This is a genomic window from Microbispora sp. NPDC046973, from assembly GCF_040644495.1.
Classification (GTDB): domain Bacteria; phylum Actinomycetota; class Actinomycetes; order Streptosporangiales; family Streptosporangiaceae; genus Microbispora.
On sequence record NZ_JBEYWQ010000005.1, the window covers coordinates 133,110 to 147,579 of the forward strand.

Consider the following 14,470-nt stretch of genomic DNA (forward strand, 5'->3'; position numbering starts at 1 on the left):
CCCTTGACGGTGCTTTTTTGGTCCCACTAGCATGCCCGAAACTCGGGTAATCGATTACCCAATCGATCTCACTCCTTCCCGCCCCCCCGAAAGGCTCATCTCTCATGGCGCGATCCACGAGGCTCATCCGCCTGACAGCGGCGACGACGATCCTGGCCACCGGCCTGCTGGCGGCGGCCTGTGGCGGCTCGGACGACTCCGGCGCTTCCGGAGGCTCCGGCGGAGACCGGCCCCGGGTCGGGCTGGTCCAGATCAACCAGCAGGCGATCTTCTTCAACGAGATGAACGCCGGCGCCCAGCAGGCGGCGAAGGAGGCGAACGTCGATCTCACGATCTTCAACGCCAACGACGACCCGGCCAAGCAGAACGAGGCCGTCGACAACTTCGTCCAGCAGCAGTTCGACGCGGTCATCGTGGTCGCCATCGACGTCGAGGGCATCAAGCCCGCCGTGAAGATCGCCAAGGACGCCGGGCTGAAGGTCGTCGCCGTGGACGCGATCGTCGACTCGCCCGCCGTGGACACCCAGGTGGGCGTGGACAACGCCGCGGCGGCCCAGCAGGCGGGCGACTTCGTCAACAAGTGGGCCCAGGCGCAGGGCCTGACCGCACCGAAGATCGGCGTGGTGGGCGCGCTGAACTCCTTCATCCAGAACATCCGCAAGGACGACTTCAACAAGACCGTCGAGGGCGCGGGCGCCAAGATCGTGCAGACCGTCGACGGGCAGAACAAGCAGGAGGCCGCGATGGCGGCCGCGGAGAACCTGCTCACCTCCCGCTCCGACATGAACATCGTGTACGCCACCGGCGAGCCGGCCCTGCTCGGCACGGTCGCCGCGGTGAAGTCGCAGAACGCGGCCGACCGGGTCAAGGTCTTCGGCTGGGACCTGACCAAGGAGGCCATCACCGGCATCGACGAGGGGTTCGTCGCCGGGGTGGTCCAGCAGGACCCGAAGACCGAGGGCTACGAGGCCGTCAAGGAGGCCAAGGCCCTGATCGGCGGCGCCCAGGCGAAGAAGAAGATCGACGTGCCCGTGACGATCGTGACCAAGGACAACGTCGACCCGTACCGCGCCACGTTCAAGTGAGCGGCGAAGGGACTCGCATGACCGACCAAGAGGCGGGTCGCGTTGACCGGGTGGTCATGCGCGACATCCGCAAGCGCTACGGAATGGTCGACGCGCTGCGCGGCGTGACGCTGCGCGTCGGCCCGGGAGAGGTGGTGGGGCTCGTCGGCGACAACGCGGCCGGCAAGTCCACCCTCATGAAGGTGCTGGCCGGCGCCGTCGTGCCGGACTCCGGCGAGATCGTCTTCGACGGCCGGCCGGTCGCCTTCGCCAGCCCGAAAGACGCCCGCGAGCTGGGCATCGAGATGGTCTACCAGGACCTCGCGCTGTGCGACGACATCGACGTCGCCGGGAACCTGTTCCTCGGCAGGGAGCCGCGCAAGGCCGGCGGGATGATGCTCGACGTCCGCAAGATGCACGCGGACGCCCGTCGCCACCTCGACGCGCTGAACATCCGGATCCCGCTGACGGACATCCCCGTCGGAGGGCTGTCGGGCGGCCAGCGGCAGGCGGTCGCCATCGCCAGGGCGGTGACCTTCGGGCCCAAGCTGCTCATCCTCGACGAGCCGACGGCGGCGCTCGCCGTCGCCGAGGTCGAGACCGTCCTCGAACTGATCAAGACCGTCTCGGCCCAGGGCGTCTCGGTGATCCTCATCACGCACCGCCTGCAGGACCTCTTCCGGGTCTGCGACCGGCTCTGCGTCATGTACGAGGGCACGCTCAGGGCCGACCTGGACGCCCGGAGCACCAGCCTCGAACGGCTCGTGTCGGAGATCGTCGCCCACGACGAGGAAGACAAGGAGGGGAGGCGACGGTGACCGCCACCAAGACCGGGACCAGCCAGCGGGTCGTCACCACCAGGTCGGCCCGGGCCAGCGCCCACATCGGCCGGCACGCGCAGACGATCGCGATCGCGGTCGTGCTGGTGGTCCTGCTGATCTTCTTCGCGTTCTCCGCCGACCGGTTCGCCACCACCGGCAACGTGCTCAACCTGCTGCGGCAGATCGCCCCCACGCTGGTCGTCGCGACCGCGATGACCTTCGTGATCAGCACGTCCGGCATCGACCTGTCGGTCGGATCCACGGTCGCGCTGTCCGGGTCGCTGCTCGCGATCGTGCTGCAGCACGGGTGGAACCCCACCCTCGCCCTGGTCGCGATCCTCGCGCTCGGCGCGCTGATCGGGTTCGTGAACGGGTGGTTCTCCTCCTACCAGAACATCCCGCCGTTCATCGTCACGCTCGCGATGCTGTCGATCATGCGGGGCACGGCGCTGCGCGCCACCGAGGGCTACTCGACCCCCATCGACGGAGACCTCTGGATCGTCCAGATCGGACAGGGCCGCATCGCCGGAGTGCCCGTCCCGGCCATCCTCGCCGTGATCATCGCGCTCGTCGGCTGGCTCGTCCTCACCCGCACGCCGTTCGGCCGCTACGTCATCGGCCTCGGCTCCAACGGCGAGTCGCTGCGCCGCACCGGTGTGAACACGCGGAAGGTCGGGCTGACCGTCTACGTGCTCACCGGCCTGGCGGCGGCGGTGGCGGGCGTGCTGATCGCCACCCGGCTCAGCTCCGGCTCGTCCAACGCCGGCTCCGGCTTCGAACTGGAGGTCATCACGGCCGTCGTGCTCGGCGGCACCAGCCTCTTCGGCGGCCGGGCGAGCATGCTCGGCACGATCCTCGGCGCGCTCACGCTCGGCGTGATCGCCAACGGCCTCGTGCTGCTGCACGTCTCGCCGTTCTACGTGCAGATCGTGCAGGGCGGCATCCTGCTGCTGGCCATCTTCGCCAACAGCAAGGTGTGGGCGAAGTTCGGAGCCATCCGCAAATGACCTCCGCCTCCCGGCCTCCGGCCGTGACGACCGTGCTCGGCCCGGTGTCCCCCGACGACCTCGGGATCACGCTCTGCCACGAGCACCTCCGCAACGACGGCGCCCGCGCCTGGCACCCCGCGCCCGAGGGCGACGCCGAGGGCGAGCTGATCGCCCGCGACCGCCTGCGGTTGGAGTTCCTCGGCAGGCTGCGCAACGACCCGTACCTCTCCCGCGACAACGTGTCGCTGGACGACACGGGGACCGCGATCGAGGAGGTGCGCAGGTTCGCCGAGCGCGGCGGGCGCACGCTGCTCGAGGTGACGCCCGAGGGGATCGGGCGGGCCCCCGCCGAGCTGGTCGCGATCGCCCGCGCCACCGGGCTGAACGTCGTCATGGGCTGCGGCTTCTACCTGGAGAAGACCCATCCGGCCCGGGTCCGCCAGATGAGCGCGGCGGACGTCGCCGACGAGATCGAGCGCGACCTGACCGAGGGCGTGGACGGCGTTCGCGCGGGCGTGATCGGCGAGATCGGCGTCTCGCCGGACTTCACCGCCGAGGAGGAGAAGGTGCTGCGCGGCGCGGCCCGGGCGCAGGCCCGCACCGGCGTGCCGCTCTCGGTCCACCTCCCCGGCTGGGTGCGGCACGGCCACCGCGTGCTCGACATCGTCGCCGAGGAGGGCGGCCTGCTCGCCGGCACCGTGCTCTCGCACCTCAACCCCAGCGGGGCGGACCGCGACTACCAGGTGTCCCTCGCCCTGCGCGGCGCCTACCTCGGCTACGACATGTGCGGCATGGACTACCTCTATCCGGGCGAGGGCCAGTCCCCGTGCGACGAGGAGAACGCCGCCGCGGTGGCCTGGCTGGTCCGCGCCGGGATCGGGAACCGGGTGCTGCTCTCCCAGGACGTGTTCCTGAAGACCATGCTCGTCCGTTACGGCGGGACCGGCTACGCCCACATCCTCACCCACTTCGTCCCGCGCCTGCACCGGCACGGGCTGACCGCCGGCGACACCACCCGGCTGCTCGCGGACAACCCGCGCGAGCTCTTCCTCGCCGCCGCGCGCGGCCACTGATCACACACACGAACAGAAGGAGAAGATTTCCATGACCCGCGTGCTGGTCGCCGGCGAATCGTGGGTGAGCCAGTCGACCCACTTCAAGGGCTTCGACTCGTTCACCACGACCACCTACCACACCGGAATCGATCCGCTGCGGGACGTCCTGGTGGCCGACGGCATCGAGGTCGACCACCTGCCCGCGCACGACGTGCCCGCGTTGTTCCCCGGCACGCCCGAGGCGCTCGCGGCGTACGACGTGGTCGTGCTCTCCGACATCGGGGCCAACAGCATCCTGCTGCACCCCGCTACGTGGCTGACCAGCGAGAAGACCGTCAACCGCATCGACCTGCTGGCCGACTGGGTGGAACAGGGCGGCGGCCTCGCCATGGCCGGCGGCTACCTGAGCTTCCAGGGCTTCGAGGCCAAGGCCGCCTTCGCCGGCACGGCGGTCGAGCGGGTGCTCCCCGCCCGGATCTCCCGCTACGACGACCGCGTCGAGACCCCGCAGGGCGTGCCCGGCCTGCTCGCCGGCGACGCGCACCCTATCGTGGCCGGACTCCCCGCCCAGTGGCCCGACCTGCTCGGTTACAACCGGTTCGCGCTGCCCGAGGACGCCACGCTGCTCGCGACCGTCGCCGGCGACCCCCTGCTCGCCGTACGGCAGGCGGGGGAGGGCCGCACGCTCGCCTGGGCCTCCGACATCGCGCCGCACTGGTGCCCGGACGAGTTCGTCTCCTGGGACGGCTACCGCACCCTGTTCACCCGTGCGGTCCGCTGGCTCGCGAAGGAGCTCTGACATGCCGATCCCGGTGATCCTCGACTGCGACCCCGGGCACGACGACGCCATGGCCATCCTGCTCGCGGTGGCCCACCCGGCGATCGACCTGCGCGCGGTCACGACGGTCGCGGGAAACCAGACGGTGGAGAAGACCGCGCTCAACGCGCGGCGGATGCTGAGCCTGGCCGGCGTCACCGGCGTGCCGGTCGCCGCCGGCTGCGATCGCCCGCTCGCGGCGCCGCTGGAGATCGGCGACTACGTGCACGGGGAGAGCGGCCTGGACGGCCCGGCGTTCGGGGAGCCGAGCGTCCCGCTCGACCCCCGCCACGGCGTGGACCTCATCCACGACACGCTGGCGGCCGCCGCCGAGCCGCTGACCGTGGTGGCCATCGGCCCGCTGACGAACATCGCCACGCTGCTCCGCCGCCATCCGGAGGACCGCGAGCGGATCAGGGAAGTCGTGATCATGGGAGGCTCCACGGATCGCGGCAACCACACGCCGTACGCGGAGTTCAACGTGTACGCCGATCCGGAGGCGGCGGCGGAGGTGCTCGGCAGCGGCGTGCCGACGACGTGGGTCGGGCTCAACGTCAGCCACCAGGCGCTGGTGACCGCCGACGTGCTCGCCAGGATCGAGGCGCTCGGCACCCCGCTCGCCCGCGTCTGCGTGGAACTGCTCACGTTCTTCGGCTCCACCTATCACGAGACGTGGGGGTTTCCCGCGCCGCCGCTGCACGACCCGATCACGGTGGCGTACCTGATCGATCCCACGGTCCTGACGTACGAGCGGGTGGGCCTGCGGATCGAGCTGGACGGCCGGCACACCCGGGGAGCGACCGTGGCCGACCTGCACCGACGCATGGACTGGGAGCCCAACGCGAACGTCGGGACCGGGCTGGACCGCGACCGGTTCTGGGATCTCATGATCGGCGCGATCGAGACGCTCGGCCGGGCCTCCTGAGCGTCTCCGCAGCACTGACAGCCTGAAACAGGAGGAACGTCATGGAACCGAAAGGTGTCGTCGTCGTCGGGAGCATCTCCGCGGATGTCACCGCCTTCACCCGCCGCCTCCCGCGCCGGGGAGAGACCGTTCTCGGCGACGACGTCACCTTGGTCCTCGGCGGGAAGGGAGCCAACCAGGCGGTCGCCGCCGCCCGTGCGGGAGCGCCCACCTGGCTGGTCGGCTGCGTCGGCACCGATCCGTTCGGTGAGATCGTCTCGTCGGCGCTGCGCTCCCACGGCGTGGCGCTGACGGAGGTCCGCGCCGTCGAGAACCGCACGGGCGTCGCGCACATCAGAGTGGACGCGTCGGGCGAGAACGACATCGTGATGACTCCTCTCGCCAACGCGGACCTCAGCGCCGAGATGGTGGACGAGAGCATCCGGGCCGTGCGCGGCAAGGCGAGCGTGCTGCTCCTCCAGCTCGAGATTCCCGCCGAGGTCGCCTGCCACGCGGCCGAAGCGGGTGCGCGGGCCGGGCTGACCGTGGTGCTCGACCCCGCGCCCGCGCAGCCGCTGCCCGACCACGTGTGGCCGCACGTCGCCGTCGTCACCCCCAACGAGAGCGAGGCCGCCGCGCTGACCGGGGTGGAGGTCGTCGACGTCGCGTCGGCCGAGCGGGCCGCGGCCTGGTTCCTCGGCCGCGGCGTGCGGCACGCGCTCATCACGCTCGGATCGGCCGGCGCCCTGTCGGTCACCCCGGAGCGCACCCGGCACTTCCCGGCCTACCCCGTCACCCCGGTCGACACCACCGCCGCGGGCGACGCCTTCACCGGCTCCCTGGGCGCGGCCCTCGCGGCGGGCCTCGACACCGCCACGACCATCCGGCGGGGGATGGCCGCCGGAGCCCTGGCGACCACGCTGCCCGGCGCCAGCCCCTCGCTGCCCGATCGGAAGGCGGTGGACGAGCTGGTCGCCCTGCACAGCGTCGCGGAACCGGGCGACCGAGGCCGCTGATCGTCCCCCGCCGGAGAAGGGGCGTGCGGGAGCAGGCAGAGGCGTGTCGTGCGGGAGTGCGCAGAGGCATGTCGAGCAAGAGCGAGTGAAAGAGCAGGCAAAGCCGCCTTCGGACCGCACCCGGCGGGCGTTAGCGTCTCGCCGACCCGTCGCGCCGCGCCGCTCCCGTGCCGCGTCCGCGGCCGGTCGTGGTGACCGTACGGGCCGGGCCGGGCACAGCCCGCCGCGAGGAAGGGGCAGGCGTGGGACGAGCGCGTGGAACCGGTGCCGTGACCATGGTGCTGGCGATCATCGGAGGGTTCGCCCTCGCCGGTTGTGCGGCGCAGCCGGCCCCGCCGCCTGCCGAGCCGCCGGGGGCCGCGCCCTCGCGGGTCACGAGCACCGGGCCGGCGTCCGCTTCGCCGTCGCCGGACACCGCCGCGTCGCTCGAGGCGAGAGGCCGGGATCGGGCCGACGTCTACGCGGCCGACCGGCCGGGGATGCTCAGCCCCGTCGTCAGGGGGTTCCGCTCCCTCGTGTACGTGCCCAACAGCGAGAGCGGCACGGTCGACGTCATCGACCCGGAGACCTACCGCATCGTGCGGCACTTCACGGTCGGGGCGCTGCCCCAGCACGTGGTGCCGTCCTGGGACCTCAAGACGCTGTGGGTGAACAACAACCGGGGCAACTCCCTGACCCCCATCGACCCCCGCACGGGCAAGCCCGGCCACCCGGTGCCCGTGGAGGACCCCTACAACCTGTACTTCTCGCCGGACGGCGCGTACGCCCTGGTCATGGCGGAGCGCAACAACCAGCTCGACCTGCGCGACCCGCACAGCATGAAGCTGCTGCGCTCGCTGTCGCTGCCCTGCCGGGGCATCAACCACGGCGACTTCACCGCCGACGGCTCGGTGTTCCTCGCGAGCTGCGAGTTCAGCGGCGACCTGGTCGTGCTCGACTGGCGGACGCCGAGCGTGATCCGGCACATCCACCTGGGCCACATGAGCATGCCGCAGGACGTGAAGCTGTCGCCCGACGGCACCGTCTTCTATGTGGCCGACATGGAGCGGCACGGGGTGTGGCTGGTGGACGCGGCGACGTACACGGTCATGCGGTTCCTGCCGACCGGCCGGGGCGCGCACGGCCTGTACGTGAGCCGCGACTCGCGCCGTCTGTACGTGTCCAACCGGGGCGAGGGATCGGTGTCGGTCGTGTCGTTCCGGCAGCGGAAGGTGGTGGACGTCTGGCGCATCCCCGGCGGCGGCTCGCCCGACATGGGCGGGGTGTCGGCCGACGGCACGAAGCTGTGGCTCAGCGGCCGCTACCACGGCGTGGTCTACGTCTTCGACACCCGGGACGGCAGGGTCGTCCGCACCATCCCCGTCGGCGCGGGGCCGCACGGGCTGTGCGTGTATCCGCAGCCGGGCCGCTACTCACTCGGCCACACGGGCATCTTCCGGTGACGCGCTGATCTCCCTCGCAGGACGCTCCATCGGATGCAGAACCGAGACGGGAACGGTCCATCTGCATCAAGGGCGGTCAATATGATCGATGCCGATCATGTCCCCCCATCCCAGGAGCATCCCTGTGCGTACCCGATCTCTGCTGGCGGCCGCAGCGGTGGCCGCCGGCGTGGTCGCCGTCTCCCACCCCGCCCACGCGGCGGGCCCCGCCGTACGGATCACGAAGATCTACTACGACTCGCCCGGCTCGCCGGACTTCGGCGCGAACAGCAGCCTGAACGGCGAGTACGTGCAGGTCAAGAACACGACGAAGAAGGCCGTCAGTTTGAAGGGCTGGACCGTCCGCGACGACACGAAGCGGTCCGATCACATCTACACGTTCGGCCCGTTCACTCTCGGAGCCGGGAAGACGGTCACGCTGCGGACCGGCCGCGGAAAGGACACCTCCACCACCCTCTACTGGGGCCGGAGCGGGGGAACGCTCGCCTACATCTGGAACCAGACCAAGGACAAGGCGTACCTGCGGAACGCCTCCGGCATGCTGGTGGACTCCTGCGCGTACAACTCGTCGCGGCAGGACTACAAGATCTGCTGACCGCGGCCGGCCCTGCGACCCGGCCCCCGGCGGAGTAGCGCCGGGGGCCGGGTCGTCCTGCCCGGCGCGGAGTGAAACATTCAGCGGCCACGGCGGGATTTCGACCAGCTTCGCCACCCTCTCTGTCCTGGTCGTGGCGGAACGGTGTTCCCAAGGTCCCCGGGGTGCGTCCTTTAACGCCCGACCGGATCGAGCCCCGCGATCGCCGTGCTGGATCGGTCCGTGAATCTCGCAATAACCTCCGGGCACTCGGCACTCCTGCAACGGATGAGGTGTGAATTGACCGCACGCTCGCGAGGACGTCGCCTGACGACGTCGATCGCCATGGCCATCGCCGCGATGGCCGCCGCGCTCCTGCCGCTCAGCCCTGCGCACGCGGCGTACGGCCCGGACCAGCCGGTCTACCTGCAGCTGGTGAGCAACGACGGCAACGCGACGCAGCTGGCCCTCCTGGACGGCACGGTGGCGTTCGACGACGGGAACACCAAGTACCGCTACTCGCTGCGGCTGTGCTGGCAGCACGCCTACCCCGCGCCCTACTTCCTGATCAACGTCAACGGCACGAGCTCGTCGTGGCCGACCCAGACCGGGACCACGTCCTATGCCGGGTGCCAGCAGGCCTTCCTGTACAGCGGCGAGGTGAACTTCGGCAGCACCGTCCGTAACGTCCGCTTCGACGTGACCGGAGGGTGGTTCGGCAGCAACGGCCAGTACCAGACCCGCACCAAGAGCACCGGCACCTACGACAACCCCTACAACTGACCGGCTCGGGTGCGACACTCCGCCCGGTGAGGCGGGCTGAGGCTCGCGCCGGCGGCGGGGACGGCTGAACGGCTGAACGGCGAGGTCTCCGGCATGGCGGTCCTTCGTGGAACCGCCTGCCGGAGACCTCGTCGCCGTCCGGCGACGCGCAAGCCGGGACTCCCGCAGTGGCGTCCGCGGTCTGTGCGAGGAGCCGGGGACGGCGGGGCGGGCGCTCGGCCGGGGGCGATAGCCTCGCGGGGTGAGCCGCACCTCTCGTTCCCGCCGGGCGCCGCGCGCCGGCGAGCCCTGTCCCTGTGGCCTGCCGGCCGTCTACGGCGAATGCTGCGGCCGGTTCCACGCGGGGCAGTCCGTGCCGACGGCCGAGGCGCTGATGCGCTCGCGCTTCTCCGCGTTCGCCGTCGAGGACGAGGCGTACCTGCTGCGGACCTGGCATCCCTCCACCTGTCCGGCACGGGTCGAGTTCGACCAGGGCATGCGGTGGACCGGGCTGGAGATCGAGGCGGTCACGGGCGGGAGCCCGATCCACACCGACGGCACCGTCACCTTCCGCGCCCGGTACGCCTATCGGGGACAGCCCGGCGAGATGCGTGAGCAGAGCCGCTTCGTCCGCCACGAAGGCGCCTGGGTCTATCTCGACGCCGTCGGTGAGTGAGCGAGAAGACCGGACCGAGACCGAGACCCGGCGCAAATGTCTGTCATTCCGGATTTATGTCGATAATGACATTTGAGGGCATGAACGTGTGATGTCCGATCGGAAGGCATAGCGACAAAAAATACGTCATCATCCATGCTGCGCTTGGCATGAGCGGGGCTGAGGCCATGGCGCGGGGTATGAGGTCATCGTTGCTTATGTCCGCGACGAAAGCCCATTGCCGCATGGCCTTGGTAGGTAGGTGCGTTCCACGATGTCTCGCCGCTGTACGTCCCGCTCCCGCCCGCACAGGGCTCTGACGGTCCGTCACCTGACGCTGGCCGCTCTCGTGACCGCGATCGCGTGGAGCGCCGCGGCCCAGGAGGCGAGCGCGAGCGCGCAGCTCCTGAGCCGCGCTCCGATGAAGGCCACGGGCCATGGCGGCGAGGGTCAGGTGGCGTCGGGCGGGACGGCCACGGCCCGGCAGCTCAAGTCGGGCAACGGCAAGTTCAACCAGAATCTCAACGGCGTGTTCGCCCCGACCTTCATGATCGGCCAGCAGCAGACCGGCATCACGAACGGCGGGCGCATCAGCACCCAGGGCGCCTTCTGCGGTCCCGGCCCGAGGAAGTGCAAGATCTGGCAGAACATGCCCATCAATTCCAATGCCTGGTGATCGCGATCGAATGCGCGCGGGCCGTGGATTTCATGAATGCGGGGTCGTGCTGACTGATATGGCAATGATGCCGTAAGACGCCGCGCGCGCCGGGCGCGGGAAACCAGCGGGTCGCTAGCCTGAAAATGCCCGGGGGAAAAGGGCCGCCCGGGCATTGCGGCGGCGACTGGCGGGAGCGCGCGATGAAGTGTCAGCGGTATGGCGGGACGGCCATGAGGAAGGTCGGTCTTGGTCTCCTCGCCTGCGCGTCGGTCGTGGCGGCGCTGGCCGCCGCGGGGCCTGCCGCCGGGGCCACGCGTGCCCACGGGCGGGAGACGCCGCACCACCAGGAGTCCGGGCTCCGGTCCGCGCGGGCCGAAAGGGCCGCCGCCCAGCCCGAGCTGACCGCCTCGAGCCCCACGACCAATCGCGGTACGCAGCAGATCACCATCAACGTCGCGAACGGCGGGACCGGCATCCAGAACGCGATGTGCAGGGGCAACCGGGCGTGCGACATCGCGCAGGCGCTCGGCACGCCCTACACGGGCGCATCGCCCGTGCCGGCCCCGGCCCCGCAGGCGTCGCCCAAAGCGAGGGCGGCGACCCGGGCGGGAGCGGCGAGCCGTGGAGCGTCGGCGACCCGGGCGGGGGCGGCCTCTCGGCGTGCGGCGGTCTCCGCGGGCCGGTGGGGGACGGGCCTCCAGGCGGCGCGCACCCGAGGGCTTGTGATGCTGGGGGATCAGGGCGCGCGGACGCGCCGGTGAACGCGGGGCTCGGCCGGGGCCGACTCCGTTGGTAATCTCGAGATGAGGAAGGGGTCACGGCCCTTCCCTCCTGTCCACGGCCCGCCAACGAGGAACTCCTCCGAGTCGTCAGGATCTGCGCACCATGTCGAAAGCCGGTCGGTCCCAAGAGGAGATGCGCCGGCGCAACCTCGGCGATCTGCTGCGGCACGTGCATCTGGCCGGGGCGCTCTCCCGTTCCGAGCTGGCCGACCGGATGGGCCTCAATCGCAGCACCATCATGGCGCTGACCGCCGAACTGTCCGCGGCGGGGCTGGTCGGTGAGGAGCTGCCCGGAGACACCGGCAGGGCGGGCCGGCCGTCCCTGGTTGTCCGCCCGCAGCGCGACCGGGCGCACGTGCTGGCCTTCGACGTCCGCGTCGACCGCCTGGTCGCGGCCCGAGTGGGACTGGGCGGTGAGATCCTCGACCGCCGCGAGGCGGTGAGGCCCCGCGCGGGCGCGGACCTGGAGGACGTCGTCGGCGTGCTCGCGGGCTTCGGCCGCGAGCTGCGGCGCGGCGCCCGGCCGGGCTCGGTGTGCGTGGGGGTCGGCGCGGCCTACTGCGGCATGATCCGGCCCGACGACGGCACGGTGCGGTACGGGCCCTACGTCGGCTGGGTGGACCAGGCGTTCGGCGTCGAGCTCGGCTCCCGGTTGGGGCTGCCGGTGCTGGTGGGCAACGAGGCCCACCTGGGCGCGCTGGCCGAGCGCGACCGCGGCGTGGGCCGCGGCTTCGACAACCTGATCTACCTGCACGGCGACGTCGGTGTGGGCGGCGGGATCATCGTCGGCGGCAAGCTGCTCGGCGGCGACGGCGGCTACGGGTGCGAGCTGGGGCACATGATGGTGAACCCGTACGACGGGCGGCCCTGCATGTGCGGCTCGCGCGGCTGCCTGGAGGCCGAGGTCGGCGAGCACGCCCTGATCGACGCCGCGGGCCGTTCCGGCGAGCTGAGCGGCCGTGAGGGCGTGCGCGCCGTGGTGGAGGCCGCCGGACGCGGAGACGCGGCGGCCGAGGAGGCGCTGCACCGGATCGGCGACTGGCTGGGCATCGGCGTGGCGAACCTGATCAACCTCTTCAACCCCGGCATGGTGATCTTCGGCGGGATGCTGCGGGACGTGTACCCGGGCTCGGCGGCGCAGGTCGGCCGCAGGGTGGAGGCGAACGCCATGGTGATCTCCCGCGAGCAGGTGCGGTTGCAGGTGTCGGCGCTCGGCGACGACGTCACGCTGGTCGGCGCCGCTGAGCTGGCCTTCTCCAGGCTCCTGGCCAGCCCACTCGAGGTGCTCGCGGAGATGCGGCGTCGCACGGCACACCGGGCCGCGCCCCGCAAGCGCGCGCTCGCGCTCTGAGGGCGCCGCGCCGAACGGGGTTCAGAGGCGGGCGCAGGCTACGACCTCACCCGCGACGCCCCGATCTCCCGGGTCGACCTGCTGCTCGCGCGCGACACGCTGCTGTACTTGGACACCGACACGCAGCTCACCGTCGTCCGCAAGTTCCACTTCGCCCTCGCCGACCCCGGCTACCTGTTGCTGGGCAAGGCGGAGATGCTGCTCGACCACGGCGACAAGTTCGAGCCGGTGGACCTGCGCGCGCCTGTTCAGGAAGATCCCCCAGCCCGCGGGCGGGGCGCGGATCGGCTGGAACTCGCCCCCGGCGCACGCGCAGGAGAACACCCGCCTTCCGCGCCTGCAGAGCGCGGCGCTCGCCTCCGGCCCGGTCGCCCAGAGGAGCCCGGGGGCGGAGGAGCTGTGGGGGCTGCGCCGACGACGCCCACGGCCGCGGCCTGCCCTCGCTCGACATCGGCCTGCCCCTCGACCCGCTGCTGCCCGCGATGCGGCGCGTGCTGGCCGGCGAGCCGGCCGTGGGCGGTCAGGCGGACCCGGTGGGCGTCGAGACCGTCGACCGCCGGGGCCGCCCCGTCCGGCTCGCGGTCACACTGGCGCCGCTCCACGAGGACGGCGCCTCCGTCCAGGGCCTGATCCTGGTCATGAGCGGGAAGTGACGCACGTCAGGGGCCGGGAACGAGACCGACCCCGCCCAGGATGTCGCCGCCCGGCATGCCGTTCCATTCGAGCTCCACACTCTCGGGCCGCCACCTGTGCAGCGGCACGACGCCGGGTTCCAGCACGTGGAGGCCGTCGAAGAAGGTCCGGACCTGGGCCGCGGTGCGAGGCACGATGCCGCCCGCGGTGGTCGCGGTGTAGACGTCCCGGCCCCGCCTCACCGCGTCCTCGTCCAGGTCGCCTCGGGTGATGTGGGAGACCACCAGGTGGCTGCCCGGGACGAGCGGCGTGCGGAACGCGCCGACGACGCCTGCCGCCTCCGCGTCGTCGGTCACGAAGTGGAGGACGGCCAGCATGATCAACGCGACCGGCCGGGTGAAGTCGAGATGGGTGAGGACGCCCGGGTGACCGAGGATCGACTCCGGTTTCCGCATGTCGCCGTCGATCACGATCGACCGGGGGTTGTCGGCGAGCAGGGCGCGTGCGTGGGCGAGCACGATCGGGTCGTTGTCGACGTAGACGACCCGGGACTCCGGCGCCTCGGCCTGCGCCACCTGGTGGACGTTCGCCTGCGTCGGCAGCCCGGTGCCGATGTCGAGGAACTGCCGGATGCCCGAGCGCGCCAGGTGCCGTACGGCCCGCACGAGGAAGGCGCGGTTGGCCCGGGCGACCTCGCGGGCGTTGGGCAGGATCGAGATGATCTTCTCGGCGGCCTCGCGGTCGGCCGCGAAGTTGTCCTTGCCGCCCAGGTAGTAGTCGTACATCCGGGCCACGCTCGGCGTGCCGGGGTCCACCACCCACGCGGGAGCCTGCTCCTCGTGCACGCTCTGCCCTCCACTGCTCGGGTCGGTCCACCGCATGGGACGACGACCATCCTAGGGACACACGTGCCGATTCTGACCGTCTGATCCGACAATCGGCAATGT

The 14,470-nt window shown here is 71.3% G+C and carries 16 protein-coding genes and 1 pseudogene; 16 read left to right on the plus strand and 1 reads right to left on the minus strand.

Annotated elements, in window-relative coordinates:
- Window positions 1–104 precede the first annotated feature (104 nt).
- From ABZ860_RS12970 to ABZ860_RS13045, 16 genes and pseudogenes are all read left to right on the plus strand, one after another.
- Window positions 105–1,085, plus strand: a complete 981-nt coding sequence (locus ABZ860_RS12970) for a substrate-binding domain-containing protein (RefSeq protein WP_357219157.1) — start codon at window positions 105–107, stop codon at window positions 1,083–1,085.
- Window positions 1,086–1,102: 17 nt separating this feature from the next.
- Window positions 1,103–1,882, plus strand: a complete 780-nt coding sequence (locus tag ABZ860_RS12975; RefSeq protein WP_357219159.1) for an ATP-binding cassette domain-containing protein — start codon at window positions 1,103–1,105, stop codon at window positions 1,880–1,882.
- Window positions 1,879–2,892, plus strand: a complete 1,014-nt coding sequence (locus ABZ860_RS12980) for an ABC transporter permease (RefSeq protein WP_357219161.1) — start codon at window positions 1,879–1,881, stop codon at window positions 2,890–2,892. The genes ABZ860_RS12975 and ABZ860_RS12980 overlap by 4 nt, the downstream gene beginning before the upstream one ends.
- Window positions 2,889–3,947 carry a phosphotriesterase-related protein gene (locus ABZ860_RS12985; RefSeq protein ID WP_357219163.1) on the plus strand — a complete coding sequence of 353 codons (1,059 nt, stop codon included), beginning with the start codon at window positions 2,889–2,891 and terminating at the stop codon, window positions 3,945–3,947. Before ABZ860_RS12980 ends, ABZ860_RS12985 begins: the two co-directional genes overlap by 4 nt.
- Window positions 3,948–3,978: 31 nt before the next feature.
- On the plus strand, window positions 3,979–4,728 hold the full coding sequence (locus ABZ860_RS12990; RefSeq protein ID WP_357219165.1) for a glutamine amidotransferase: 750 nt from the start codon (window positions 3,979–3,981) through the stop codon (window positions 4,726–4,728).
- A gap of 1 nt (window position 4,729) precedes the next feature.
- Window positions 4,730–5,671, plus strand: coding sequence for a nucleoside hydrolase (locus tag ABZ860_RS12995; protein WP_357219168.1), 942 nt, complete (start codon window positions 4,730–4,732; stop codon window positions 5,669–5,671).
- 41 nt (window positions 5,672–5,712) lie between these two features.
- A complete protein-coding gene (locus tag ABZ860_RS13000) occupies window positions 5,713–6,666 on the plus strand; it encodes a ribokinase (RefSeq protein WP_357219170.1) in 954 nt (317 codons plus the stop codon).
- Window positions 6,667–6,908: 242 nt separating this feature from the next.
- The gene (locus tag ABZ860_RS13005) at window positions 6,909–8,108 is read left to right on the plus strand and encodes a hypothetical protein (RefSeq protein WP_357219173.1); all 1,200 of its coding nucleotides are present in this window, start codon (window positions 6,909–6,911) and stop codon (window positions 8,106–8,108) included.
- A gap of 124 nt (window positions 8,109–8,232) precedes the next feature.
- Window positions 8,233–8,703, plus strand: coding sequence for a lamin tail domain-containing protein (locus ABZ860_RS13010; protein WP_357219176.1), 471 nt, complete (start codon window positions 8,233–8,235; stop codon window positions 8,701–8,703).
- Between the two features lie 279 nt (window positions 8,704–8,982).
- Complete coding sequence (locus ABZ860_RS13015) at window positions 8,983–9,465, plus strand: hypothetical protein (protein ID WP_357219178.1); 483 nt, start codon at window positions 8,983–8,985, stop codon at window positions 9,463–9,465.
- 241 nt (window positions 9,466–9,706) lie between these two features.
- Complete coding sequence (locus tag ABZ860_RS13020) at window positions 9,707–10,120, plus strand: YchJ family metal-binding protein (protein ID WP_357219180.1); 414 nt, start codon at window positions 9,707–9,709, stop codon at window positions 10,118–10,120.
- A 328-nt stretch (window positions 10,121–10,448) separates the two neighbouring features.
- The gene (locus ABZ860_RS13025; RefSeq protein WP_357219182.1) at window positions 10,449–10,775 is read left to right on the plus strand and encodes a hypothetical protein; all 327 of its coding nucleotides are present in this window, start codon (window positions 10,449–10,451) and stop codon (window positions 10,773–10,775) included.
- Between the two features lie 212 nt (window positions 10,776–10,987).
- Window positions 10,988–11,518, plus strand: coding sequence for a hypothetical protein (locus ABZ860_RS13030; RefSeq protein WP_357219185.1), 531 nt, complete (start codon window positions 10,988–10,990; stop codon window positions 11,516–11,518).
- Window positions 11,519–11,672: 154 nt separating this feature from the next.
- Complete coding sequence (locus ABZ860_RS13035) at window positions 11,673–12,890, plus strand: ROK family transcriptional regulator (protein WP_357219188.1); 1,218 nt, start codon at window positions 11,673–11,675, stop codon at window positions 12,888–12,890.
- A gap of 102 nt (window positions 12,891–12,992) precedes the next feature.
- Window positions 12,993–13,067 (plus strand): annotated as a pseudogene (locus tag ABZ860_RS13040) (hypothetical protein); the annotation flags it as partial.
- Window positions 13,068–13,372: 305 nt separating this feature from the next.
- Window positions 13,373–13,543 carry a hypothetical protein gene (locus ABZ860_RS13045; RefSeq protein ID WP_357219191.1) on the plus strand — a complete coding sequence of 57 codons (171 nt, stop codon included), beginning with the start codon at window positions 13,373–13,375 and terminating at the stop codon, window positions 13,541–13,543.
- 6 nt (window positions 13,544–13,549) lie between these two features.
- Here the strand turns inward: ABZ860_RS13045 and ABZ860_RS13050 are convergent, their stop codons facing one another.
- Window positions 13,550–14,404, minus strand: coding sequence for an SAM-dependent methyltransferase (locus ABZ860_RS13050; RefSeq protein ID WP_357219194.1), 855 nt, complete (start codon window positions 14,402–14,404; stop codon window positions 13,550–13,552).
- Between the last annotated feature and the right edge of the window lie 66 nt (window positions 14,405–14,470).